At 64.5% G+C, this 24323-nt stretch carries 28 protein-coding genes, 1 other RNA gene and 1 riboswitch; of the genes, 17 read left to right on the forward strand and 12 right to left on the reverse strand.

Annotation, left to right across the window (positions count from 1 at the left end; all coding sequences use genetic code 11):
- The first annotated feature begins 4 nt into the window (after nt 1-4).
- From prfB to IWX64_RS03220, 11 genes are all read left to right on the forward strand, one after another.
- Complete coding sequence (prfB, locus tag IWX64_RS03170) at nt 5-1123, forward strand: peptide chain release factor 2 (protein WP_196865719.1); 1119 nt, start codon at nt 5-7, stop codon at nt 1121-1123.
- 133 nt (nt 1124-1256) lie between these two features.
- Nucleotides 1257-1961 carry a cell division ATP-binding protein FtsE gene (gene ftsE / locus IWX64_RS03175; RefSeq protein ID WP_196865720.1) on the forward strand — a complete coding sequence of 235 codons (705 nt, stop codon included), beginning with the start codon at nt 1257-1259 and terminating at the stop codon, nt 1959-1961.
- Entirely contained in the window at nt 1958-2872 is a 915-nt protein-coding gene (gene ftsX / locus IWX64_RS03180; protein WP_196865721.1) for a permease-like cell division protein FtsX, read from the forward strand. Before ftsE ends, ftsX begins: the two co-directional genes overlap by 4 nt.
- 28 nt (nt 2873-2900) lie before the next feature.
- Nucleotides 2901-4412: a peptidoglycan DD-metalloendopeptidase family protein gene (locus IWX64_RS03185; protein ID WP_196865722.1), complete on the forward strand. Its 1512-nt coding sequence runs from the start codon at nt 2901-2903 to the stop codon at nt 4410-4412.
- A gap of 85 nt (nt 4413-4497) precedes the next feature.
- Nucleotides 4498-4971 (forward strand): SsrA-binding protein SmpB, encoded by a 474-nt coding sequence (smpB, locus tag IWX64_RS03190; RefSeq protein ID WP_196865723.1) that lies wholly within the window; start codon nt 4498-4500, stop codon nt 4969-4971.
- 3 nt (nt 4972-4974) lie between these two features.
- Nucleotides 4975-5346 (forward strand): hypothetical protein, encoded by a 372-nt coding sequence (locus IWX64_RS03195; protein WP_196865724.1) that lies wholly within the window; start codon nt 4975-4977, stop codon nt 5344-5346.
- 81 nt (nt 5347-5427) lie between these two features.
- Nucleotides 5428-5798: a transfer-messenger RNA gene (ssrA, locus tag IWX64_RS03200) on the forward strand.
- Nucleotides 5799-5974: 176 nt separating this feature from the next.
- Complete coding sequence (locus tag IWX64_RS03205) at nt 5975-6199, forward strand: hypothetical protein (protein ID WP_196865725.1); 225 nt, start codon at nt 5975-5977, stop codon at nt 6197-6199.
- A gap of 112 nt (nt 6200-6311) precedes the next feature.
- Nucleotides 6312-8450: an alpha-galactosidase gene (locus IWX64_RS03210; protein ID WP_196865726.1), complete on the forward strand. Its 2139-nt coding sequence runs from the start codon at nt 6312-6314 to the stop codon at nt 8448-8450.
- Nucleotides 8451-8463: 13 nt separating this feature from the next.
- On the forward strand, nt 8464-10173 hold the full coding sequence (locus tag IWX64_RS03215) for an alpha-glucosidase (protein WP_196865727.1): 1710 nt from the start codon (nt 8464-8466) through the stop codon (nt 10171-10173).
- Between the two features lie 22 nt (nt 10174-10195).
- Nucleotides 10196-10687 (forward strand): YdeI/OmpD-associated family protein, encoded by a 492-nt coding sequence (locus IWX64_RS03220; protein ID WP_196865728.1) that lies wholly within the window; start codon nt 10196-10198, stop codon nt 10685-10687.
- Here the strand turns inward: IWX64_RS03220 and IWX64_RS03225 are convergent.
- A complete protein-coding gene (locus IWX64_RS03225) occupies nt 10684-11784 on the reverse strand; it encodes a carboxylate-amine ligase (protein ID WP_196865729.1) in 1101 nt (366 codons plus the stop codon). The genes IWX64_RS03220 and IWX64_RS03225 overlap by 4 nt on opposite strands.
- Nucleotides 11785-11869: 85 nt before the next feature.
- Nucleotides 11870-11941: riboswitch (Fluoride riboswitch) on the forward strand.
- Nucleotides 11942-12045: 104 nt separating this feature from the next.
- On the opposite strand from IWX64_RS03225, the gene IWX64_RS03230 reads away from it, so the two are divergent.
- From IWX64_RS03230 to IWX64_RS03240, 3 genes are read left to right on the forward strand one after another with little or no spacing between them, the layout of a single operon-like run.
- Nucleotides 12046-12255: a universal stress protein gene (locus IWX64_RS03230; protein WP_196865730.1), complete on the forward strand. Its 210-nt coding sequence runs from the start codon at nt 12046-12048 to the stop codon at nt 12253-12255.
- Nucleotides 12255-12752, forward strand: coding sequence for a fluoride efflux transporter FluC (locus IWX64_RS03235; RefSeq protein WP_196865731.1), 498 nt, complete (start codon nt 12255-12257; stop codon nt 12750-12752). The genes IWX64_RS03230 and IWX64_RS03235 overlap by 1 nt, the downstream gene beginning before the upstream one ends.
- Nucleotides 12749-13135: a fluoride efflux transporter FluC gene (locus tag IWX64_RS03240; RefSeq protein WP_196865732.1), complete on the forward strand. Its 387-nt coding sequence runs from the start codon at nt 12749-12751 to the stop codon at nt 13133-13135. Before IWX64_RS03235 ends, IWX64_RS03240 begins: the two co-directional genes overlap by 4 nt.
- A 15-nt stretch (nt 13136-13150) precedes the next feature.
- Here IWX64_RS03240 and IWX64_RS03245 read toward each other — a convergent pair whose 3' ends face one another.
- From IWX64_RS03245 to IWX64_RS03290, 10 genes are all read right to left on the reverse strand, one after another.
- A complete protein-coding gene (locus tag IWX64_RS03245) occupies nt 13151-13891 on the reverse strand; it encodes a metal-dependent transcriptional regulator (protein ID WP_196865733.1) in 741 nt (246 codons plus the stop codon).
- A gap of 3 nt (nt 13892-13894) precedes the next feature.
- The gene (locus IWX64_RS03250; protein ID WP_196865734.1) at nt 13895-14809 is read right to left on the reverse strand and encodes a metal ABC transporter permease; all 915 of its coding nucleotides are present in this window, start codon (nt 14807-14809) and stop codon (nt 13895-13897) included.
- A complete protein-coding gene (locus IWX64_RS03255; RefSeq protein WP_196865735.1) occupies nt 14809-15636 on the reverse strand; it encodes a metal ABC transporter ATP-binding protein in 828 nt (275 codons plus the stop codon). Before IWX64_RS03255 ends, IWX64_RS03250 begins: the two co-directional genes overlap by 1 nt.
- Nucleotides 15633-16541, reverse strand: a complete 909-nt coding sequence (locus IWX64_RS03260) for a metal ABC transporter substrate-binding protein (protein WP_196865736.1) — start codon at nt 16539-16541, stop codon at nt 15633-15635. The genes IWX64_RS03255 and IWX64_RS03260 overlap by 4 nt, the downstream gene beginning before the upstream one ends.
- A gap of 48 nt (nt 16542-16589) precedes the next feature.
- Nucleotides 16590-17348: a class I SAM-dependent methyltransferase gene (locus IWX64_RS03265; protein WP_196865737.1), complete on the reverse strand. Its 759-nt coding sequence runs from the start codon at nt 17346-17348 to the stop codon at nt 16590-16592.
- A 79-nt stretch (nt 17349-17427) separates the two neighbouring features.
- Complete coding sequence (hisN, locus tag IWX64_RS03270) at nt 17428-18237, reverse strand: histidinol-phosphatase (protein WP_196865738.1); 810 nt, start codon at nt 18235-18237, stop codon at nt 17428-17430.
- 135 nt (nt 18238-18372) lie between these two features.
- A complete protein-coding gene (locus tag IWX64_RS03275) occupies nt 18373-18576 on the reverse strand; it encodes a cold-shock protein (protein WP_019483099.1) in 204 nt (67 codons plus the stop codon).
- A gap of 102 nt (nt 18577-18678) precedes the next feature.
- Nucleotides 18679-19812 carry a ribosome small subunit-dependent GTPase A gene (rsgA, locus tag IWX64_RS03280; protein WP_196865739.1) on the reverse strand — a complete coding sequence of 378 codons (1134 nt, stop codon included), beginning with the start codon at nt 19810-19812 and terminating at the stop codon, nt 18679-18681.
- A 1-nt stretch (nt 19813) separates the two neighbouring features.
- Complete coding sequence (aroA, locus tag IWX64_RS03285; protein WP_196865740.1) at nt 19814-21145, reverse strand: 3-phosphoshikimate 1-carboxyvinyltransferase; 1332 nt, start codon at nt 21143-21145, stop codon at nt 19814-19816.
- A gap of 16 nt (nt 21146-21161) precedes the next feature.
- Nucleotides 21162-21740: a DoxX family protein gene (locus tag IWX64_RS03290; protein WP_196865741.1), complete on the reverse strand. Its 579-nt coding sequence runs from the start codon at nt 21738-21740 to the stop codon at nt 21162-21164.
- A 330-nt stretch (nt 21741-22070) separates the two neighbouring features.
- Here IWX64_RS03290 and IWX64_RS03295 point away from each other — a divergent pair, with 330 nt between their 5' ends.
- The gene (locus tag IWX64_RS03295) at nt 22071-22748 is read left to right on the forward strand and encodes a sigma-70 family RNA polymerase sigma factor (RefSeq protein WP_245345599.1); all 678 of its coding nucleotides are present in this window, start codon (nt 22071-22073) and stop codon (nt 22746-22748) included.
- Complete coding sequence (gene rsrA, locus IWX64_RS03300; RefSeq protein WP_019483104.1) at nt 22745-23005, forward strand: mycothiol system anti-sigma-R factor; 261 nt, start codon at nt 22745-22747, stop codon at nt 23003-23005. The genes IWX64_RS03295 and rsrA overlap by 4 nt, the downstream gene beginning before the upstream one ends.
- 97 nt (nt 23006-23102) lie before the next feature.
- Here rsrA and IWX64_RS17230 read toward each other — a convergent pair whose 3' ends face one another.
- On the reverse strand, nt 23103-23177 hold the full coding sequence (locus tag IWX64_RS17230; protein ID WP_116778527.1) for a 50S ribosomal protein bL37: 75 nt from the start codon (nt 23175-23177) through the stop codon (nt 23103-23105).
- 140 nt (nt 23178-23317) lie between these two features.
- Here IWX64_RS17230 and IWX64_RS03305 point away from each other — a divergent pair, with 140 nt between their 5' ends.
- Entirely contained in the window at nt 23318-24286 is a 969-nt protein-coding gene (locus IWX64_RS03305) for a zinc-binding dehydrogenase (protein ID WP_196865742.1), read from the forward strand.
- Nucleotides 24287-24323: the final 37 nt, after the last annotated feature.

The raw sequence follows: 24323 nt of genomic DNA on the forward strand, positions 1-24323 counted from the left end.
AATCATGGCAAACATCGATTTTCCCGCAGAAATCCGCGCGCTCCGCACCAAGTACGCCAACATCGAACAGGTCGCTGATGTGGAGGCGATCCGCACTGACATTGCTGAACTCAGCGAACAGGCGGGGGAGCCCAACCTGTGGGACGATCCTGCTGCCGCCCAGAAAATCACCTCCCGGCTGTCCCACCGCCAGTCTGCGCTGGAGCGCCTGGAAACCCTTCACTCACGCATCGAGGACCTCGAAGTCCTGGTGGAACTGGCCCAGGACGAGGACGACGAGGCCTCCCGGGAGGAATCCGTCAAGGAACTTACCTCGCTGAGCGCCTCACTGGATCGGCTTGAGGTGGTAACCCTGCTGGCGGGGGAGTACGACGAACGGGAAGCGGTGGTCAGCATCCGTTCGGGTGCTGGTGGAGTGGACGCTGCCGATTTCGCCGAGATGCTGCTCCGCATGTACCTGCGCTGGGCCGAACGCCACGGGTATCCCACCCAGGTGCTGGACACCTCCTATGCGGAGGAAGCCGGCCTGAAGTCCGCCACCTTCGAGGTGAAAGCGCCCTACGCCTTCGGCACCCTCTCTGTGGAAGCCGGAACGCACCGGCTCGTGCGAATCAGCCCTTTCGACAACCAGGGGCGCCGCCAGACCTCCTTCGCCGCCGTCGAAGTCATCCCGCTCATCGAACAAACCGACTCTGTGGAGATTCCCGACAACGAGATCAAGGTGGACGTGTTCAGGTCCTCCGGCCCCGGCGGCCAGTCGGTCAACACCACTGACTCGGCGGTCCGCCTGACCCACATCCCCACGGGCATCGTGGTGTCGATGCAGAATGAGAAATCCCAACTGCAAAACCGTGCCGCGGCACTGAGGGTGCTCCAGTCCCGTCTGCTGCTGCAGATGCAAGAAGCGGAAAACGCTGAAAAGAAGGCGATGGCCGGCGATGTGAAGGCGTCGTGGGGTGACCAGATGCGCTCGTACGTCCTCAACCCGTATCAAATGGTCAAGGACCTCCGGACCGAGCACGAGGTGGGCAACACCTCGGCGGTGTTTGACGGTGAGATCGACGACTTCATCGATGCCGGAATCCGGTGGCGGGCCAACAACCGCAGTGCTCCCGCGGAGTAGACCGACACCAAAGCGACACACCGCCGTGATGAGCAGTCAACGCACAAGGGCGTCGCTATAGTTCAGAGGCCGGTACTTCTTTCCCCCAGCAAATGCCCGTGCACTGGCAGCTTCCTATGGGCGCAAAGTAGTCATGATTAGATTCGACACTGTCACCAAGGTCTACGACAACAAGTCACGGCCAGCTCTCGACGCCGTCAGCCTCGAAGTGGACCGTGGGGAGTTCGTTTTCCTGGTCGGGGCCTCAGGGTCCGGCAAGTCCACGTTCATCCGCCTGGTCCTCAAGGAGGACCGGGTGTCGCGTGGAGCCGTGTACGTGGCAGGCCAGAACGTCGCCAACATTCCCAGCTGGCGCGTACCCAAGCTGCGCCGCGGGATCGGCGTGGTGTTCCAGGACTTCCGGCTGCTACCCAACAAGACCGTTTTCGCCAACGTCGCGTTCGCGATGCAGGTGATCGGGAAAAGCCGCGCCGTCATCAGGGAGACAGTGCCCGACGTGCTGCAGACGGTGGGCCTTGAGGGCAAGAACAACAGGATGCCCCATGAGCTCTCCGGTGGCGAGCAGCAGCGCGTCGCGATTGCCCGGGCCATCGTGAACCGGCCAGGCATCCTGCTGGCCGATGAGCCCACGGGTAACCTCGACCCCACCACGTCCATGGGCATCATGAAAGTGCTGGACAAGATCAACTCCAACGGCACCACCGTGGTGATGGCCACCCACGACGACGACATCGTGAATACGATGCGGAAGCGGGTGGTCGAGCTCCACAATGGGTCGGTGGTACGCGACGACGCCCAGGGCATCTATATCGGCGAGACCGGGGTATCAGCGCAATGAGGTTCGCTTTCGTCCTCGGCGAGCTAGGATCCGGCCTGCGCCGGAACCTGGCGATGGTCGTCTCGATTATTCTGGTCACCTTTATCTCCCTGACCTTCGTGGGTGCGGCGGGACTGCTGCAACTGCAGATCAACCAGATGAAGGGCTACTGGTACGACCGCGTTCAGGTTGCCGTGTTCCTCTGCGTGGATAATTCCACCTCGCCGAGCTGTGCCGCAGGCCCGGTTACCGACGACCAGCGCGACGACATCGAAGCGATCCTCGAATCGGACTCCTTCAGCGCGTACGTCTCAACGGTCGAGTACGAATCCCAGGAAGAAGCGCTCGGCCATTTCCAGGATCAGTTTGCCAATTCACCGATTGTTGATTCGGTAACAGCGGACCAACTGCCCGAATCGTTCAGGGTCAACTTGGTGGACCCCGAGAAGTATGAGGTCATCAACGAAGCCTTTTCCTCGACGCCCGGGGTTGACGTGGTCAGCGACCAGAGGGAATTGCTGGAACGGCTTTTCACCTACATGAATGTTGCGTCGGCGATCGCGTTGACCATAGCCGGCGTTATGCTGCTCTGCGCGGTGTTGCTGGTGGCAACTACTATTCGACTTTCGGCGTTCAGTAGACGCCGCGAGACCGGAATTATGCGTCTGGTGGGCGCCAGTAAGGCCGTCATCCAGCTCCCGTTCGTGCTGGAAGGGGTGATTGCCGCGGTGATTGGTGGGCTGTTGGCCACCGGCACACTCTGGGCTCTCGCCCACTTCGCCCTCAACGGTGTGCTCGCAGAGATGTATCCGGAAACCGCATTTATTTCCTCATCCGAGGTGCTTCTTTTGGCCCCACTGCTCATTTTGTTGGGTGGAGTTCTTGCCGGAGTGTCGTCACTTCTCACTCTCAGACGCTATTTGAGGGTTTAGAGTGATGTCCAGCAAAGAAAGAGAGCCTATGCCTGCCCTTAAATCTTGGCCGTTCTCGCCGGCCAATCAATCAGTCGCGACCAAAGCCGTTGTCGGCACATCGGTCGCGGTGATTGTGGCGTTGGCGTTTGGCTTCAGTGCACCAGTCTTTGCTGATGAACTGGATAACCGGCAGAGCGCTCTCGAGCAGGAAATCGAAGATGTTCAGCAGTCGATCGAGTACCTCGATGCCGACATTGCTAAAACCATCGCCCAGCTCCGGGTCTTCCAGGGACAATTGCCCGCAGCCCAGCAGGCCTTGGCGGATGCGCAGGGGCGCGTCGAATCGGCAACCAGCCAGGTAACCGCGCTGACCCAGCGGGTCGACCTTGCGCAGGAAACAAGGAACAAGATCAACGAGCAGATTGACCTCGACCAGGAGGCGATGGGCGAAACCCGGGAGATGATCGGGCAAATCGCTACCCAGGCCTACAAGAACGGGGGAGTGCCCTCGAACCTGTCACTGCTATTTGGTTCGGAAGGCTCGGAAAGCCTCACCAACTCAATCGACATGGTCGACCAGGCCCTGCGCAGCCAGAACGCCGCCCTGGATCAGCTCTCCCAGCAAAACGCGATCAACCTCAGCTCAGAGGCGCGTCTGATCGCCGTCGAGGCTGAGATCCTCGACCTTAAGGCGCAGGCGGAGGAGGCACTCGCCGCGGAACAGATAGCCCGCGACGAAGCAGCAACGCAAAAGAGTAAGGTCGATGCCCTCGTGGCGGACACCTCTGAATTGTCTGAGCAGCTCCAGGAACAGAAGCCAGTGATCGAGGCCCAGCTGGCCGAGGTGGAATCCGCACATCAGAAGGTCGCCGCTGACATCGCTGCGAGGCAGGCCCGGCTGATCGAGGAGGCGCGCAAACGCGAGGAAGCCCGGCTCCGCGCCGAGGCCGAGGAGCGGGCCCGGATCGAGACCGAACGCCGCGCCCAGGCTGCGGCTGAAAAGGCTGCCGCCGAGAACGCAGCGGCAGCCGCGGCCGCTGCTGCGGCACGGCGGCCGGCACCGGCACCCGTAGAGCCCGCCGCTGTTGTTCCTGCGACGGTAGGCCCCATCGCTCCCATCGAGTCTGGCGATCCCTCCGCCTTCGGACTGCGGGCACCGGTTAGCGGTCCCGTTTCCTCTGGCTTCGGGTGGCGTGCGACACCGGTGGGCACGATCGACTTTGACGGCTCCGGCGGTTACCGGCACACCGGGATCGACTACGGCGTGGGGTGTGGCACACCGCTGTACGCGGCGGCCGCCGGCGAGGTCTGGTATGCCGACTCCAACGCAGTAACCGGTGCTGGCAACCGGGTTGTCATTAACCATGGCGTACTGCAGGGGAACGCCCTGGCGACCAATTACTACCACCTGTCCAGCTTTAACGTGTCGGTAGGGCAGAAGGTCAGTGCCGGCCAACTGATAGGCCGCACGGGTACCACCGGCAACTCCAACGGCTGCCACCTGCACTTTGAAACGCAGCTCAACGGCAGCCTCGTCGACCCGCTGGGCCTGCTGTAGGACCCGACGCACTAGACTGGAGGGACCGTTCGTTGCCCCCCGGTGGTAAGCCGTGGAGCCGCCCACCTGCAAAAGGAGTTGTACCGTGCCCAAGGAAAGTGGCCGAAAAGTAGTGGCCACCAATCGGAAGGCCCGGCATGACTACGAGGTGCTGGACACGTATGAGGCTGGCCTTGCCCTGATGGGCACCGAGGTGAAGTCACTCCGCGCCGGGCGCGCCTCCCTGGTGGACGGGTTCGCCATCTTCTACAACGATGAACTCTGGCTCGAGGGCATCCACATTCCCGAGTACACGCAGGGTAGCTGGACCAATCACGCCGCCCGACGCCGTCGCAAATTGCTGCTGCACCGTGACGAGCTCACCCGTATTTCCCAGCGGATCCGCGAGAGCGGGTTCACCCTGGTGCCGCTGCAGTTGTACTTCCTCAACGGCCGCGCGAAGGTGGAAATCGCCGTCGCCCGCGGTAAGCGGGACTACGACAAGCGACAGACCCTGCGGGAGAAGCAGGACAATCGCGAGGCTCTGCGTGACATGCGTGAGAAAAACCGGGGCACCTGAGGTATGAGCGATGTTTTCTGGGAGGCCCAGGAACCTGTCGAGGATCCAGACGAGTCCGAGTTACGGTACCGCAGGCCCTGGTGGGTCACTGTCGTCGCCCTGATCGACCTGTTGCTCCTGCTCGCGATCGTCCCGGTGGGGATCTTCGCGCTGATTCCCTTCTTCTTCCTGATCTATCTGTACCTGGCACAGCTGATCATCTGGGTGGCACCGCTACTCGTCCTGATGAACGTGGTGGTGTTCTGGTGGAGCTTCAAGCGCAAGCAGGCGGCGACGACGGCACTGGCCGCCGTCGGCCTCGCATTCGTGGCGGTGTCATTTGTGGTGGTATCGCTGTGGCAGTCCCCGATTGTGATTTTTGGGATTACCTTCTAGCCGGGAATACCTCGTCCATGATGGTGCGTTATACTTGGATATCCGGGCAACCGGGATGCACCACAATTGATAACTACACACGGGGATGACAGGTTTCGACGATGTTAGTCGCGACAGGGGAAGCGGGCCGAGGATTTACAAGGCTATCTCGTAAACGCTCCTTGTAAAAATATAAGTGCCGAACAAAAACGCACTGACTTCGCTCTCGCTGCCTAAGCAGTAAGACCAAGTCCGTCAGCCCGGGAATGCTCTCGTCCCGGATCCTGGCGTCATTTAGAGGGCCACTGCTCCTGAAACTCGTTACAGGTTTCAGGGGGACACTTATGTAACTGAGCTTGGCAGCAGTCTGTTTGCAGAACTGCTGAAGCTGAGAAAAACCGACGCAAACTGCGCCCGGAGAAGCCCTGACTACACTGCATCGGACGCGGGTTCAATTCCCGCCATCTCCACACAAAAGTGCAACCTGGATTCACGGCCAAACGTCCTTACCCTTTGGGGGAGGGACGTTTGGTCGTTAAGGCGCCAGGCTTCGGTGCGGACGACACGGTGCAGAAGACACTGACCCCAAGATACGGTGCACACGACACTGTGGCGTCAACACCTGCCTGCCAGCCGTACACTGATCTGTATGAACTGGACGGATGATCCGCCACCGTGGCTTCCTCCGCTGCCGCCGCCCAATCGCGGCCGCGCCCTGGTCACCACTGGTTTGATCCTGGTGATCGGAACCTTCATCTTCATTTTTTACATGAGTTTCATCGGTGGCACCCATACGCTATACACCCTGATCCCGCTGGCCGTCGGACTGATATTCCTCATCATGGGAATGGTCAGGCGCAACGAGGGGCGTTAACCATCGGGCCGGGGATCCCAGCTCCACCGCTGCCTACCCAGGTCTCGCTGGCTTCCGAAGAGGGAAGTAGCCTGCCTTGACCCCCCAATTACTTTTACGATAAAAATAACTAATGAATTCCGCACCCGTCCTCCACCTCACCAACGGTGGCACCAGTGTCATCATCGACACCTCGACCGCCGACCTCCCCGCCATTCTGTACTGGGGCGAGGAACTGGGAGAGCAGGGCAACCTCGAGGACTTCGCCACCGCCTCCCAGCCGCAGCGGGTCTCGGGCGGTCTCGACACGCCGGCCCAGCTGACCCTCGTGCCGCAGGAGTCGCTCGGCTGGCAGGGCACCCCCGGCCTGACCGGTACCCGCGAAGGCCGGGTGTTGTTTCCCCGGCTCACCACCACCAACGTGTCCTCCACGGGGAGCGAGTTGCGGTTCACCGCGACGGATCCCCACGCCGGCCTTCGCCTCGACGGTACTGTCACTGTCACCGGGTCGGGCCTGCTCCGGCAGCGGCTCCACCTAACGAACGAAGGCCAGACCCCCTGTGAGGTAGGCTCGCTGCTCGCGGTGTTCCCGGTCCCGTCGTCGGCAGTGGACATTCTCGACACCACCGGCCGCCACCTGCGCGAGCGCAGCCCCCAGCGACATAACCTCACCACCGGCACCTATCGACGGGAGAGCCGTCGGGGCCGCCCCGGGCTCGACGCGACCCTCCTGCTAGCCGCCGGCGAGTCGGCCTTCGGCTTCGAATCGGGCGAGGTCCACGCCGTCCACTGCGCCTGGAGCGGCAACCACCAGCTGCTGGTGGAGAAGACTCCCACGGGTGCTGCGTTCATCGCCGCTGGAGAGTTGCTCCTGCCCGGGGAGATTCTGCTTCAGCCAGGTGAAACCTACGACGCACCGGATGCGCTCGGTTCCTGGGGATACGGGCTCAACCAGCTGGCTCAGCGGTTCCACCGGGAGCAGCGTGACCGGCCCTCCCATCCACGCCGGGCACGACCGGTCACGCTGAACACCTGGGAAGCCGTCTATTTCGATCATGACCTCACCCGGCTCACCCGGCTCGCGGACAAGGCAGCCGAGGTGGGTATTGAGCGGTTTGTGCTCGACGACGGCTGGTTCCGGGGGCGGCGCGACGACACGGCCGGTCTGGGGGACTGGTTTGTCGACGACGGCGTGTGGCCCGACGGGCTGGACCCCCTCATCGACCATGTGCGCTCGCTCGGCATGGAGTTCGGGTTGTGGTTCGAACCCGAGATGATCAACCCGGACTCCGACCTGGCGCGCGCGCACCCTGACTGGATCCTGCAGGCTGCGGGGCGGCTGCCGCCGTCGGCCCGCCAGCAGCAGGTGCTCAACCTGGCCATTCCCGAGGCCTGGGACTACATCCTGGAGCGGATGGACGCCATCCTGGCGGCCCACGATATTGCCTACATCAAGTGGGACCACAACCGGGACCTGATGGAAGCGGGCACCGCCGGATCGGGTGCCGCCGCAGTTCACCGCAACGTGCGGACACTGTACCGGTTGCTGGACGAGCTCAAACGTCGCCATCCCGCGCTGGAGATCGAAAGTTGCGCCTCGGGCGGTGGTCGGGTGGACCTGGGCGTCCTGGCCCGCACCGACCGGATCTGGACGAGTGACTGTATCGACCCGCTGGAGCGGTTGGTGATCCAGAAATACACCGGGCTGCTGGTCGCACCGGAACTCATGGGAATGCACATCGGCGGTCCGGTGTCCCACTCCACCCACCGCGCCCACTCGCTGGCGTTCAGGGCGGCTACTGCGGTGTTCGGGCACTACGGGGTTGAGTGGGACATTGCCGAGCTGGCCGAGGAGGAAACCGCCGACCTCGCGTCGTGGATTGCCCTGCACAAGCGATGGCGGGAACTGCTCCACACCGGACAGGTAGTCCATGCCGACCTCCCGGACCCTGCCATGGACCTGCGCGGAATCGTCGCTCCAGACCGCACCGCTGCACTGTATGCCTACACCCTCAGCGCATCCAGCTCCTCCTACCCGCCCGGGAGGATCCGGCTGCCGGGTCTTGACCCCGCGGCGAGGTATACGCTTGCCCCAGCCGCGGGCGCGCTGGAACATCCCGACGCCGGCCATTCACCCCTGGACTGGTCCGAGGCTGCGCGGAACGGAACGCCCCTGGTCCTCTCCGGACGCCTTCTGGGTTCCACTGGAGTCCAGGCACCGGTACTGTTCCCCGAACAATCCGTCCTGATCGAGGTCCGGCAGGTCCCGTGAGAGGATCGTCCCCATGAACACCGCCCCGATCCAGGACCAGCCCGCGTGGTGGACCCACGCCGTCGTCTATCAGGTCTATCCCCGCAGCTTCGCAGATTCCGACGGCGACGGCGTCGGGGACCTCGGCGGAATCATCGGCAAGCTTGATTATCTGGCGGAACTCGGGGTGGACGTGCTGTGGCTGTCTCCCGTCTACCAGTCGCCGCAGCACGACAACGGGTATGACATCAGTGATTACCGCAGGATCGACCCCGCGTTCGGCACCCTCGAGCAGTTCAGCGAGCTCCTGGCGGGAGCGCATCACCGGGGCATGAAACTGGTGATGGATCTGGTGGTCAACCACACCTCCAACGACCACGAGTGGTTCAGGGAGGCATCCTCCTCGATCGACTCGCCCAAACGGGACTGGTACTGGTGGCGGGATCCCCGGGAGGGGTTCACCGCCGGCGAGCCGGGTGCCGAACCGACCAACTGGGGATCGGCTTTCAGCGGACCTGCCTGGACGCTCGACCCGGCCTCCGGACAGTACTACCTGCACCTGTTTGCACCCCAGCAGCCGGACCTCAACTGGGAAAACGCTGAAGTCCGGTCGGCTGTCTACGACATGATGAACTGGTGGCTTGACCTGGGCGTCGACGGTTTCCGGATGGACGTCATCAACTACATTTCCAAGGATCCTGCCCTGCCCGACGGCGTGGTGCCCGCCGGTGGGCTCTGGGGCGACGGCGCCCCACACTTCATTTCCGGACCGCGGATTCACGACTACCTCCAGGAGATGCACCGCGAAGTGTTCAGCGGCAGGACTGCCGACCTGATGACGGTGGGCGAGATGCCCGGTGCAACCCTTGAAGAGGCACGGCTCTTCACCGATCCCGCCCGCCAGGAACTGGACATGATTTTCCAGTTCGAGCATGTGGGACTGGACTTCGGGCCGGGCGGCAAATGGGATTACCGGGGGCTGGACCTTCAGGACCTGAAAACGTCCTGGAACCGCTGGCAGAAGGGCCTTGCTGACACCGGTTGGAACAGTCTGTACCTGAACAACCACGACCAGCCGCGGCTGGTGTCCAGGTTTGGCGACGACACCCGCTACCGGTACGAATCAGCCACCCTGTGGGCTACGCTGCTCCACCTCCACCGGGGGACCCCCTACATCTACCAGGGGGAGGAACTGGGGATGACCAACGTCCCGTTCACCTCGATCGGGGACTTCCGGGACCTCGAGTCCATCAACTACTACAACGAAGCCACCACCGCGCTGGGCCGCGACCCCGAGGAGGTGCTGGGGATGATCCGCATCATGAGCCGGGACAACGCCCGGACACCGATGCAGTGGACCGCCGGCCAGCAGGCGGGATTCACCACGTGCGAACCGTGGCTGGCGGTCAACCCGAACTATCCGACCATCAACGCCGATACCGATCGATCGGCCGACCGGTCCATCTACGGGTACTACCAGCGGCTGATCAAGCTGCGCCACGACAGCGCTGTCGTGCGGCTCGGCACCTTCACCCTGATTGAGGAATCCCACCGCACGCTGTACGCCTTCACCCGCACCCACGACGGCGAGACGCTCACCGTGCTCGGCAACGTGTCGGGGGAGGAGCTCGCCCTGCCGCCGGGGCTTGGCGAGGGCGAAGTGGTGCTGGGAAACTACCCGGCCCAGGATCCGCTGCGCCTCCAACCGTGGGAGGCGCGCCTGTTGCGGACGGCCATTCGGTAGACGGGTTCGCTAAGCTTCTGAAATGGCCCAATTCCGAGATCCCGGCCCCATCGAGTTCGACGCGATTATTCAGCGCTCGGCTGTCGTCGGCTCGGCAGCGTACGTTGAGTTTCCGCACAGTGTGCCCGAAACCTTTGGCGCAAGCGGGCGCGTGCCGGTGATGGCAGCGTTCGACGGTGTTGGCTACCGCGGTTCACTGGTCACCTACGGCGACGCGCATCTGTTGCTGGTGCGCTCCGATGTGCAGGAAGAAATCGGGAAGGCCGCCGGTGACACGGTGCGGGTTTCCCTCACCCTCGACACCAGTGAACGGGTGGTGGCCCTCGCCGACGACGTGGTGGATGCCCTGGTCGCCGGGGGCGAAGTGGATGCGTTCAGGGCCCTGTCCTACTCCCGCCAGCGCGAATACGGCCTGTGGATCGCGGCGGCCAAGCGCCCGGCGACCCGGGAGGCTCGCATCAAACGGACGTTGCAGCGTCTTGCGGAGGGTAAGGCCAACCAGAAGCCGGGTTAGCGTTCAGCGGTGAGGGTTTCGCTGTACAGATCCAGTAGCGCGGCCATTCCGCCGCCCTCCATCGCCCGGCGCTGCCGTTCAGCGCCCGTCCCGCGCTCCCAGACCGTCGCCAGGCCAGCGGCGATCCAGTCGGCGTCGCCCTCTTTGTCGACTGCGTCAGACGTGTAGCCCAGCAACCGGTCCATCTGCTCGCGTGCCGGAATCAGATCGCCCGTGTGAAGGTCCACCAGGTCTCCGGCCAGTCCATGCCGGGCAGCCTGCCACATGGCCGCATCGAGCAGCTCAGGGTCCGGGTCCAGGAACGGCAGTCCTGCCTCCGCCTCGCGGATGGCGGTGGATACCAGCCCCCGGACCAGGGCCGCCTGCAGCACCGAATCCTGTGCCTCCAGCTGGGCGTCGCCAGCCCGTAACTCGAGGGTGGGATACGTATCGGAGAGCCGTGCCATCCAGGTGAGCACCCCGCGGTCAATGATGACGCCGGTGGCTACCAGCCGGTCAATCCGGCGTTCGTAGTCGGCGGCGTCGGCGAAAACCGGGGGGCAGCCCTGCACCGGCCACCGGCGGTAGTGCACCACCCGCCAACTGGCGAAGCCGCTGTCCCGGTCCAGCCAGAACGGCGAGTTGGTGCTCAGGGCGGTGATGACCGGGAGCCAGGGCCGGATCCGGTTCAAGGCCTGTACCCCGGTTTCCTTGTCCGGGATGCCCACGTGCACATGCAAGCCGTTCACGAACTGGTCCGCGACGATACCGCGGGCGCTCGCACGGAGTTCGTGGTAGCGCTGCTTGTCGGTCAACGTGGGATACGCGGACTCGATCCGTGGGGCTGTCGCCGACCCGGTGGCGCGCACCCCGGCCTTCCGTGCCGCCGCGGAGATCCGTCGCCTGAAGTGCAGCAACGATTCCTCGGCCTCGGTGAGGGTGGCGCAGACCGGCGTCGCGGTTTCCAGCTGGCAGCCCAGGAGCTCACGCTGGATGTCGTCCGCCTCGATCGTCGATGACTGTTCCAGTAACGCCTGCACCTCGTTGGCCTTATAGACAGGCAATCCCGACGTCGGGTCCAGCAGGAGGTACTCTTCTTCAATCCCCAGCGTTGTCATGTAGTGATCATTGCATTTGTTGGCCGGTCGATAATACTGTGACGCGCTGCGGCCCCATCGATCCGGCTGATCAGTCCGCTATAGTCGAGGCAACGGCGATGGATCCCGCCGGGGCACTGCCCGAACCGCCACAAGGGCTGATGGTTCCTGCCTTGACACTCGACAGAGGCAGGTACACCGTGAATTCCGTTCGAGGCCCCCTGCTGGTCGGGGTGATGCCGGGTCAGGACCGGGCGGTTCTCGAGACCGCAAAGCTACCGGTTGGTCCGCGGCGAGGCAGCGCATGAGCTTGCGCAGGCAGCTGAGACGGAGGGGGCGTTCATGATCGTGGTGGGAGCGCGCCGCCTGACCGTGGCACGCCGGATGGGGAATCTCCTCACAGGTTCGGTGGCTGCCCACCTCGCGCACCACCAGCCAACGCCGGTCCTGGTGGTTCCCGCTACCCCCTCCCATACGCAGGGTGGGCGCTGATGCACTCCCGTCCGACCGTGTCCCGCGCGGAGACGCCGGCGCCGCTGGAGCGCCATCCCCATTGGCGACCGGCGCTCCTTCTCCTCGTCTTCCTCGGAGGAATGGTCGGAACCCTGTGCAGATACTGGCTGGAGGGGGTTGTCCCCAGGCCGTTGGGCCTCCCGCTGCCCACCCTGGCCATCAACCTGGTCGGCGCTTTCCTGCTGGGTCTGTTGCTCGAAGCGCTCCTGCGGTCCGGACCGGATCGTGGAAAACGCCGGTCCGCCCGTCTGCTTCTCGGCACCGGGCTGCTCGGTGGTTTCACCACCTACAGTACGTTCGCCATCGAGGCCGTCGGTTTGGGAATCGACGGGGACCTCGGGTGGGCTGCCCTGTATGTCGGAATCAGCGTGATGGGTGGGATCCTGCTGAGCTTCGCGGGGATCGCCGCAGCGTCGGCGCTGCACCGACGCCGCGCCAGCCGGCCGCGCCCCCACCAGGGCGGAGCCAGGCCATGAGCGTGCTCCTGATACTTCTGGTCGGTGCGGCAGGCGGATGTGGCGCAGTGACCCGATTCATGCTGGACGGCGTGGTGAGATCCCGGTTCCGGACAGCCATTCCGTGGGGCACCGTGGCAATTAACGTGGTCGGGTCGGGGCTGCTTGGGATCCTGGCCGGGCTGGGCCTGCGCGGTGGCATGCCGCTCGACCCAGAAATGATTGCCGGCGTCGGATTCCTGGGCGGGTTCACTACGTTCAGCACCGCCAGCGTCGAAACCGTCAGACTGCTGCAGAGCGGACGGGTGGGTCGCGGCCTGATCAATGCGATGGGCACCGCCACCCTGGCTCTTCTCGCCGCGGGGGCCGGTCTGGCCGTCGGCTCTCTACTGGCGGGCGGCTGACGCAGCACCCGGGGGCTACACCCGTGCGGGTTCGGCGAGCCGGCAGCCAGTGTGGACTCCATCCGTCTCGATCCAGAGCGCCTGGGTCAGCTCCTCGCCGAAGTCGTACGTCCTGGCATCTGCTATCCCACCCACCGCAACCACCAGCGGACCACCGAAGGGTTTACGCTCCACCACGCGTACCGGTATGTCCAGGTCGATGGATTCCGAGGCGAGAAACCGCAGCAGGTCGGGGTTCGCGTCGCTGATCCGCGTAATCCGTCCAGGGTGGCCGTCGTCGAGATCCTTCAACAGATGAGCGGTCGGCAGGGTGATCCTTCCATCAGCGGTGGGGATGGGATCCCCGTGCGGGTCGCGGGTGGGGTGGGAAAGTTTCCGGTCCAGCCGTTCGATGAAGGTGTCGGAGACTGTATGTTCCAGCAGCTCTGCTTCGTCATGCACCTCGTCCCAGCTGTATCCCAGCTCGCTGACCAGAAAGGTCTCCAGGAGCCGGTGCCGGCGTACCATCGCCAGGGCCAGCTGCCGCCCGTCACCCGTCAGCTCCACCGCACCATACGGTTCATGGCGGGCAAGGCCCAGATCCCTCAGCTTGCGCACCATCTCGGAGACGGAGGAATTCGCCACCGACAACCGGGCGGCCAGCTGCGAGGCTGTGACAGGACGATCCTGCCATTCGGTGAACGAGTAAATGACCTTCACATAGTCCTGGACGCTCGATGATCCTGCGCTCAGTGTTGCGGCAGTGCGCTTGGCCATGGGTCAGGCCCTTCCTGTCGGTTGCAGCCGGGCCGGTTCTCCGACGTCGTCCGGCGTGGTGGGACGCCGCAACCGACGACGGTTGCCTGCCTGCCAGATGATTCCCGTCCGGCGGGCGAAGAGGTAGACGAGCACAAAGACGAGCGATTGGGACAGGACCACTGCAGCGCCCGTCGAGATGTCCAGGTAGTAGCTGGCGTAGATACCGGCCACCGACGCCACGGTGGTGATGCTCGCGGCGAGGATCAGCATCCGGTCGAAGCTGCGGGTCAGGAGGAACGCCGTTGCACCGGGGGTGATGAGCATGGCCACCACCAGGATGATGCCGACGGCCTGCAGCCCGACGACGACGCTCAACGCCATCAGGCCCAGCAGGAGGGTGGACAGAGCCTTGGTGTTCAGCCCGATCACATGGGCGTGAGTGCGGTCAAAGGCGAACAACGTCAGATCCCGGCGTTTGTACAACACGATGGCGAGGGTCAGGGCGCCGAGGATGACCACCTGCCAGAGCTCACCGTCGGTCACGCCCAGGACGTTGCCGAAGAGGATGTGCATCAGGTCCACCTGGGACGGCGTGCGGGACACGATCGCCAGCCCGACGGCGAACAGCCCGGTGAAGACGACGCCGATCACCGTGTCCGACTTCAGCTTGGTCGTCGATTTCACCACACCGATCAGGGCGACGGCTCCGGCGCCGAAGACGAACGCGCCGATCGAGAAGGGGATCCCGATGATGTAGGCCAGCGCAACCCCCGGCAAGACGGCGTGCGAGACGGCGTCGCCCATCAGCGACCAGCCCATCAGGATCAGCCAGCAGGAGAGCACCGACGCCACCACCGCTGCGCATACCGTGACCACCAGGGCCCGGGTCAGGAAACCATACTGCAACGGTTCGGTCAGGAAGGACAGGAATTCCATCACGAATCCTCGTTCTTTTCGATGGTCGGTGAGGGAGGGCGGGGGCCAGACGCGGCCCCGGGAAGCGGCCCGAACGCGAGCGCCAGCTTTTCATGCGTCAGCACCTCTGCGGGCAGGCCATGGGCAAGGACCCGGTTATGCAGGAGCACCGCCTCGTCGCAGAGTTCGGGGATCCCCGCGAGGTCGTGGGTGGAGATCAGCGCCGTCCGGCCCTCGTCCCTGAGCTCCTTCAGGAGGCTGATCAAGGTGGCTTCGCTGGACTTGTCCACCCCGGCAAAGGGCTCATCCAGGAGGAGGAGCTGGGCATCCTGGGCGATGCTCCGGGCAACGAAAGCGCGCTTCTTCTGCCCGCCGGAGAGTTCCCCGATCTGCCGGCTACGCTGCGCGGTCAGGCCCACCCGGTCAAGCGCTTCGTCTACAGCCTCCCGGTCGGCACGGCCGGCCCGGCGGGACGGCCCCATCCGCCCGTACCTGCCCATCAGGACCACATCTCCCACCGAGAGCGGGAAGGTCCAGTCGACATCCTCCGATTGGGGGACATAGGCCACCATATTGGTGCGCCGTGCGGTGCGGTGGTCCTTGCCGAACAGTGTCACCGTGCCCACCGAGGGCTGCACCAGGCCCATCAGGCATTTGAAGAGTGTCGACTTGCCCGATCCGTTGACGCCGATCAGGCCGCAGATCCGTGCCCGCTCGACGGTCAGGTCAACGTCAATCAGCGCCTGCACCTCGTTGTAGCTGACGTTGAGTCCCGAGACGGACAGCGCGGCCACCGGGTGGAGGTCGGCAGGGGAGGGCGCAGGGTGTGCGGGGGCGTACCAGCTCATGGGGCGAGTCCTTCGGTGATCAGTGCAATGTCGTAGCGCAGGAGGTCGAGGAAGGTGGGTACCGGGCCGTCCGGCCCCGAAAGCGAATCGACATACAGGGGTCCCGAGAGATTCGCACCAGTGGCTAGGGCCACCTGCTCCTGCGCCGAGGGGTTGACTGTCGATTCGCAGAACACCGTGGGCACCTCGTTGGCCTCGACGAACCCGATCACTTCCTTGATCTGCCGGGGTGTGCCCTCAGCGTCCGAATTGACCGGCCAGATGAACGACTCGTCGAGACCGGCATCCCGCGCCAGGTAGGAGAAGGCGCCCTCGCAGGTGACCAGGGCCGGGGTGCCGCCGTCGGCGAAGGCAGCTTGCAGGTCGTCGAGCATTCCCTGCAGTTCGGCCTTGATCAGCGCACCGTTCGCCTCGAAGTCCCTGGCGTGGGCGGGATCGAGGTCGGTGAGCGCCGCTACGATATTGTCCACGTAGGTCTGTGCGGCACGGGGGGACATCCAGGCGTGCGGGTTGGCCAGTCCACTGTAGTTGCCGGAGCGGATGTCGACCGGTTCCACACCCTCGGAGAGAACTGCGCGCGGAGCGTCGACGGCGATCAGGAATCGCTCGAACCACCGTTCAAGACCCAGGCCGTTGTCCAGGATCAGGTCGGCGTCCTGCGCGTTCACCAGGTCTGAGGGAGTGGGATCGTAACCGTGGATCTCCGCACCGACCTTCGTGATGGACTCGACCCGGACATGCCCTCCACCGACCTGGTCGGCGAGATCGGCGAGAACGGTGAAGGTCGTCAACACCATGGGACGATCATCGTCGTCGGCGGGCCTCGCCTGGGCTGCCGGACTGGCGCCACAACCGGCGACCGCAAGCAGCATCGCCAGGACCAGCGGAAGACAATATTTCGGCATACCTAAATCTTACTCATAGGCACACCTTAACAATAGGGACTGGTCGGGTCAGTTACGGTCAGCCCGCCAGGAATGGGTGAAGTAGGGGAGGTCCACCGCAGCCTCACCGTTGAACCCCAGATGCTCGTGGAGGTACCAGTCCAGGTTGGCCTCCACCTTCACCCGGATGGCTGGGCTGGCGCGGCGATAGTAGCTGCGGGATTTAGCCAGTTCGATGATGTCCGTGGTGCGCAGCTGCTGGTTCCACCGGGCGGTCAAATGCTGCGCCACCCCGAACCCGGGGCCGATCGCCGGCTGGTACTCGGGGGTGTAGACGTCCCCGGCATGCATGATGCGGCTCAGCCGGTGAACCCAGGGGACCGACACATCAAGCTGGTTCCAGAGGAGGGCGAGCCGTCCGCCGGGAACCAGGAGGCGTGCCACTTCCGCTGAAGCCGCGACCGGATCAAGCCAGTGCCAGGCTTGTGCGATGGTCACCAGGTCGGTGGAGGCGACGGCCAGGCCGGTCGATTCGGCGGTGCCGACCACCGTGGTGACCTGGGGGAGCTTCGCACTGAGCACGCCCAGCATGTCGCTGGAGGGGTCGACGGCGGTCACCTGCAGCCCGCGCTTCACCAGCTCGGCGGTAAAGAGGCCGGTACCCGCGCCCAGATCGACGGCTGCTCGCGCACCGTGCGGCACTGACCAGTCGACACTCTCCGACGGGTAGCCAGGTCTGACCCGGTCATACTGCTCGCCGCCGTCGAGATAGCCACCCGCGAGGTGGACTCGCCGGCTCTGGTGCAGGCGCGGGCCGCCGCGGGGCATGGTGGACTCGCTTTCGCAGGCTCGGATAGCTGTCGGGATATCCCCCTAGCGTAGCCCCGACCAGTTGGATGACGGATTCCTACAGCAGGTCATCCACATCGGGGTTCAGGATCTGGAGCACATCGTTGTGGAGGGTGCTGTTGGTGGCGAGGGCGTTGCCGCCGAAGGGCCCATCGGTGCCTTCGAGGGAGGTGAAGCGCCCGCCAGCCTCGGTGATGATCGGCACCAGGGCGGCCATGTCGTAGAGGTTCAACTCGGGTTCGCAGGCGATGTCGACAGCACCCTCAGCGACCATGCAGTAGGACCAGAAGTCGCCGTAGGCCCGGCTGCGCCAGACCTTCTCGGTCAGCGACATGAACTCGGGCAGGTTCCCCCGCTCCTTCCAGCCCGAGAGGCTCGAGTACGACAAAGAGGCGTCTTCCAGCCGGGAGACGTTCGAGACCTTCAGCCGGCTCGCCGCGGCGAGCGATTTGCCCATGTAGGCACCGGTTCCGGTGGCCGCCCACCAGCGTTTCCCCAGGGCCGGTGCGCTGACCAGGCCCACCACGGGCTGTCCCTCGTCGACGAGGGCGATCAGGGTGGCCCAGACAGGGACGCCGCGCACAAAGCTCTTGGTGCCGTCGATAGGGTCGATGATCCAGCGTCGTGATCCGGCGCCGGTGCTGCCGAATTCCTCACCCAGCACCGCGTCGCGGGGGCGTGCCCGGGAGAGCTGGCCCCGGATCGACTCTTCAGCGGCCTTGTCGGCGTCGGTCACGGGGGTAAGGTCCGGCTTGGTTTCCACCACCAGATCCAAAGCCTTGAATCGCGACATGGTCTGGTCGTCAACAGAATCGGCCATCACATGGGCAAGGCGCAGATCATCGTTATAACTTTGGCGGTGGTTCATACCTTCAACCTATCGCCTTACCCCGCAGAGTGCGGGAGGCCCTGCCGTTAAACACCACAGGACACCGCCGGCTCAAAGCCGTGTCAGTGTCCTGTGGAAGAACCGCCCAGTGGGGCGGCCTACGTATCTGGGTTACTAGATAACGGTGATGTTCTCGGCCTGCGGTCCCTTGGGGCCCTGCGTGGTCTCGAAGTTGACCTTCTGGTTCTCTTCGAGCGCGCGGAATCCGCTGGAGTTGATTGCCGAGAAGTGGGCGAATACATCCGCGCCGCCGTCGTCAGGAGCAATGAATCCAAAGCCCTTTTCAGCGTTGAACCATTTGACTGTACCTGTTGCCATTTTTTTCATATTCCTTGTGTGTGAGAATCCCCCCGTGCTTCGGGGTTCTCGTTGCAGTGCTACTACGTGCGCAACGCCACAACTGGTTTAAGCCTATCAGGTCTACTGTTCGCCGAGCTCTTTGGCTTCCTGGGTATTTCCTTTTGCTTCGGGAATGCTGGAGCCGAGCAACCGTCGCAGGGACGCGAGGCGCACCGGCCCCGAGCCGCCGGCCAGCCCGTCCCGGACCCAGGGGTCCAATCCGCACTTCACGGCCGTCCGGTCGTGGCGGCAGCCTCTGGCGCAGTCGGCCGTGCCGGGTTCGAGGTCGGGGAAGGCCTGCAGGATCCGGTCGGGGTCCACATGGGCCAGTCCGAACGAACGGATCCCGGGGGTGTCGATGATCCAGGTACCCGGCAGTGCGTCCCCGGCTTTCAGCGCGATTGCCGACGACGACGTGTGCCGGCCCCGGCCGGTCACGGCGTTCACTCCTCCGGTGGCCCGGTTGGAGCCGGTCAACGCATTGACCATCGTCGATTTACCGACCCCCGAGTGGCCCAGCAGCACGCTGACCCTGCCATCCAGATGAGCGCGCAGTTGGCCGACCGCGTCACCGAGGAGACGTGCAGAGAGGCCGTCGTCGGACGTGCTTGCCACTGCGTCGTCGTCGGTGGCGGTCCGACTGATGATCACCGGGAGGTCCAGGTGTCGGTAGTTATCCAGCAACTCGCTGGGGTCCTTCAGATCGGCCTTGGTGACACAGAGGATCGGCTGGATCCCGGCGTCGTACGCCGCCACCAGCGCCCGGTCAATGAAGCCCGTGCGCGGTTCCGGATTGGCCGCGGCCACCACAATGACCAGCTGGTCGGCGTTGGCGACGACGGCGCGCTCCACCGGGTCGGTGTCGTCGGCGCTGCGCCGGAGCAGCGTGCGCCGCTCCTGTACCCGGACCAGCCTGGCAAGGGCATCGGGTCCGCCGGTGAGGTCACCCACCAGGGCCACCAGGTCACCGGCAACGACGGGAGTGCGCCGCAGCTCGCGGGCCCGGGCGGCAATGACGATCCGCTCGTCGGCGCCATCCTCGTCGACGACGGCGGTGTAGCGTCCGCGGTCGACGGTGACGATCCGTCCGGTGACCGCGTCCTCGTAGGCTGGCCGGTCCTTGGTGCGGGGACGGGTGCCCTTCTTGTTGGGGCGGACCCTGATGTCGGATTCGTCCCACGATCGCGCGCCGCCACGGTTGCCGCCGGTAGCCACGTCAGCGCCCGCTGGTGGGGAGGGGCTCGCCGGCGGAGGGGCGCCCGGTCGCCGCAAGGTCCGCCCAGAGCTCGGGGAACTGGGGCATGGTCTTGGCTGTGGTGCCGATGTTCTCAACCTCGACACCTTCGGTGGCCAACCCGATAATCGCTCCGGCGGTCGCCATCCGGTGATCCTCATAGGTCCTGAACACGCCGCCATGGAGGGGGGCCGGACTGATGGACAGCCCGTCGGCGGTCTCGGTCACTTCTCCACCCAGACGGTTGATCTCGGTCGCCAGTGCCTTGAGGCGGTCGGTCTCGTGGCCACGCAGGTGGGCGATCCCGCTCAGGGTCGACGGCGAATCGGCCAGTGCGCAGAGTGCCGCGACGGTGGGGGCGAGTTCGCTGGTGTCGGCGAGGTGTGCTCCACGGATGCGGGCACCGCCGGTCACCGAAAGGGTCCCGTCGGAGAGGACCACCTCAGCACCGAGTTGCACCAGGATCTCACGCCACTGGTCACCGACCTGGGTGGTACCCAGGGGCCAGTTGGGAATCCGCACGGTGCCGGCGGTGACCAGGGCCGCCGCGAGGAATGGGCCGGCGTTGGAGAGGTCCTGTTCGATCCGGACGTCGAAGGCTCGGATCGTGCCGGGGGAGACCCGCCACTGGTTCGGAAGTGAATCGTCGACGTCGACACCCACCTCGCGCAGTACCCGCACCGTCATGGCAATGTGGTCAAGGCTGGGCACGGGCGGACCCACGTGTTCAAGGTGCAGGCCGTCGGTGAACCGGGCGCCGACCAGGAGTAACGCGGAGATGAACTGGGAGGAGGCGCTGGCGTCCACCACCAGTTTCCCCCCGGGGACGGAGCCGGTACCGGTGACCGTGAATGGGAGCTGCCCGTCGCCGTCGTCGTCGACCGTGATCCCGAGACCGCGCAGGGCCTGGATGACTGCACCCATCGGACGCTGGCGGGCGTGTGGATCACCATCGAACGAGGCGGTTCCGTGGCGCAATGCCGCGAGGGGTGGAACGAACCGCATCACGGTGCCGGCCAGCCCGCAGTCGATGGCAGGGTCGCCGGTCGCGGCAGGATCCAGCGGGGTGACGAGGAGGTCCGGACCAAAGGCGCCGTCTCCGTCCACCTCGGTAAACCCGGCACCCAGGGCGGTGAGCGCCTTCACCATCAGCGCGGAGTCGCGGGAGATCAGTGGTGCACGCAGCCGGGACGGGCCGTCAGCCAGCGCGGCGAGGACGAGGAACCGGTTGGTGAGTGATTTGGAGCCGGGAACCTGAACTGTCGCATTGACCGGCGAGGTGGCGAAGGGTGCCGGCCAATGCGACAGTTCCATGTGGGTCACGTCTTTGCTAGCTCACCAGATCGGTGGCGGTCTTGCGGACGGACTTGTTGGCCTTCTTCAGCTGCTTCTCGGTGTCCTTGGCAATGGACTTGGCGCTCTTGCGCGTGTCGTGGCTGAGGGCCTTCGCGTTGCGCTTGGCATCGGACGCGAAGTGCTCGGCGCGCCAGGCCAGACCTGGGCGACCGTTCGTGTCCACGGAAGCCAGCAGGACTGCGCCAAGCAGCGAGACGTTCTTCAGGAGCTGGTTGCGGCGGGCCTTCCGCGCCTCGGCGGTGGACGAGTCGGCCGACTTGTAGTCAACGAGGGTGTTCAGACCGGCGGTGCCGACGAGGACCAGCGCGGCAACCCGGGAGAACCGTCCGATGCCCAGCAGCGCGGCAGCGCCGACCTGCGCGGCGCCGAGGGCCTGTGCCACTACTTTTTCGTTGGCGGTGACCGACGAGGCGGAGGGGATGGCCTTGGTGATCCGGTCAAGGGTGGGACGGAGCTGTGTGCCGGCTGCTTCGGCGTTCCGCAGCCGGTCAATACCGGCCACCACGAACGAACTCGCAAGCATCGGACGGGCTACTACGCGAACAAGGGTCATGATTGCCTCCTGGCTGTGGACTGATTGGGCACTTGCGTTCTAGTTTTGCATTTTTAAAGTGGTAAGGCGATATGGGTATCCGTAAGTGGTGCTCAGAGGGACGACGGCGGCACTCATCGCCCATCGGGGGCGACCGATCGGTGAGGAATAACCACCCGGGGGTAGCGGTTATGTCCAGCAGAGATCAGATAGGTACGGCAGAACCAACTGCAAGCTCACGAGAGGCGGATCATGACGGCACAAGCCGCAATAGTCGGACAGACGCCCGACTTCCAGTTGACGGTTAACCCCGTGCGGCCAGCGAGGCCCGGGCGCGTAGACTTTTCCTCAATGAATACAACACCCGCGGCGGGCAGCGTCCCAGCCGAAGACGCTCAATTGGATGTGTCGACCGAATCGGATGCGGATCGGAAGATTCGCTTCGAGCGAGATGCCATGCAGTATGTGGATCAGCTGTACTCAGCTGCCATGCGAATGGCACGCAATCCCGCTGATGCCGAGGATTTGGTGCAGGAGGCCTACACGAAGGCTTTTTCAGCGTTCCACCAGTACAAACCCGGCACCAATCTGAAGGCCTGGCTGTACCGCATTCTGACGAACACGTACATCAACCTGTACCGGAAGCGCCAGCGGGAACCGTTGCAGTCCCACTCGGACACGATCGAGGACTGGCAGCTGGCGAAGGCCGCCGAGCATACTCCCACGGGTCTGCGGTCTGCCGAGGTGGAGGCGCTTGACCACCTGCCAGATTCAGACGTCAAGCAGGCGCTGCAGGCCATTCCGGAGGAGTTCCGGTTAGCCGTCTACTTCTCCGATGTGGAGGGGTACGCCTACAAGGAAATATCAGAAATCATGAATACGCCCATCGGCACCGTAATGTCGCGGCTGCACCGTGGGCGCAAGCTGTTGCGTGAATTGCTTGCCGAGTACGCGCACGATCGCGGCCTGGGGGCTGCGAAGGTAGCGGCGGGCAGCGGCACGGCAAAGACACAGGAGGGTGGAAAATGAGCGATTGTCAGAGCCTTGGCGACTGCGCCGATTCCCGGATTGAGCGCTTGTACGACTACCTCGATGGGGCTCTGTCCCACGATGATCTGGTGGAGATCAAGAACCATCTGGAGGACTGCCCTGAGTGTGCGGAAGAGCACGACCTCGAGTGCGTCATCCGCTCAGTGGTCAAGAGATCCTGCACCGAGGTGGCGCCCACCACCCTCAAGACCAGCATCCTGGACCGGATCAGCCAGATCAAGACCGCAGAGCACTAGCTCACTGGAGCAGGCAGCCTGCACCGGATAAAAAAAGAGAGCCCCCGCAACCGATGATCGGTGCGGGGGGCTCTCTTTTTGGTGCTAGCCCGACTGCTCAGGCGTTGGGGCGCTTACCGTGGTTAGCGCCGCCCTTCTTGCGGTCGCGCTTCTTGCGTGCTCGCTTGCTCATGGCTGCCTCCTTGCTTCTCAAGTATTTTGAACTACCATCCAGTCTCCCACACTTCGCAGAGCCCGACCGTCCAACCGGGTGGCCTCCCCGGGGGCCGGGGGTCCTAGGATGGAATAACAGTCGATCCGAAGGAGCATCACGTGACCCGCGCCGTATACGTTGACTCATTTTCCGCTGACGACCCGCTGGCTGGATTGGTGATCGGCGACTTGCCGGTCAGTGAGGCCCCGGAGGGGTATCGGAAGGTGACCGTTCGTGCCTCCGCGCTAAACCACCATGACCTCTGGTCCCTCCGTGGGGTGGGTTTGGGTGAGGACAAACTGCCGATGATTCTCGGGTGTGACGCTGCCGGCGTTGACGATGATGGCAACGAGGTGCTGGTGCACGGGGTCATTTCCTCGCCGGGCTGGGAAGGCGACGAAACCCTCGATCCACGCCGTACCCTGCTGTCCGAGAAGTTGCCCGGCGCCATGGCCGATGTGGTGTGGGTGCCAGCACGCAATCTGGTCCCCAAGCCTGCCGAGCTGAGTTTCGAGGAGGCAGCCTGCCTGCCCACGTCATGGCTGACCGCGTACCGGATGCTGTTCACCGTGTCCCCCGCCGCGCCCGGATCCACCATTCTGGTCCAGGGGGCCGGCGGCGGCGTCGCAACAGCACTCATCGCGATGGCAAGCGCGGCCGGGTTCAGGGTTTGGGCGACCAGCCGGAGCAAGGCGAAGCAGGAGCGAGCACTCGCGCTCGGGGCAGCGGCAGTGTTTGACGACGGCGCTCGCCTTCCCGAACGCGTGGACGTCGTCTTCGATTCGGTGGGCGAGGCCACCTGGGGTCACTCGCTCAAGGCATTGAAGCCCGGCGGCGCGGTAGTGACCTGCGGTGCCACCAGCGGGCCGGCGCCCAGCGCCGACCTGAACCGGGTGTTTTTCCTGCAGCTGCAGGTTCTGGGGTCCACCATGGGCACCCGCGAGGAACTGGTCCGGCTCACCCGGTTCCTGGTCGCGACAGGCGTCCGTCCGGAGATTGACGAGGTGTTACCGCTCGACGAGGCGGAGAAGGGCTTCCGCAAAATGGCCGACGGCGACGTCTTTGGAAAAATCGTCTTCAGGCACTAATCGCCCAGCAACCAGCAATCAGCAACGGGGCCCGGCA

It is taken from the genome of Arthrobacter sp. CAN_A212 (assembly GCF_015752345.1).
In the GTDB taxonomy this organism is placed as follows: Bacteria; Actinomycetota; Actinomycetes; order Actinomycetales; family Micrococcaceae; genus Arthrobacter_D.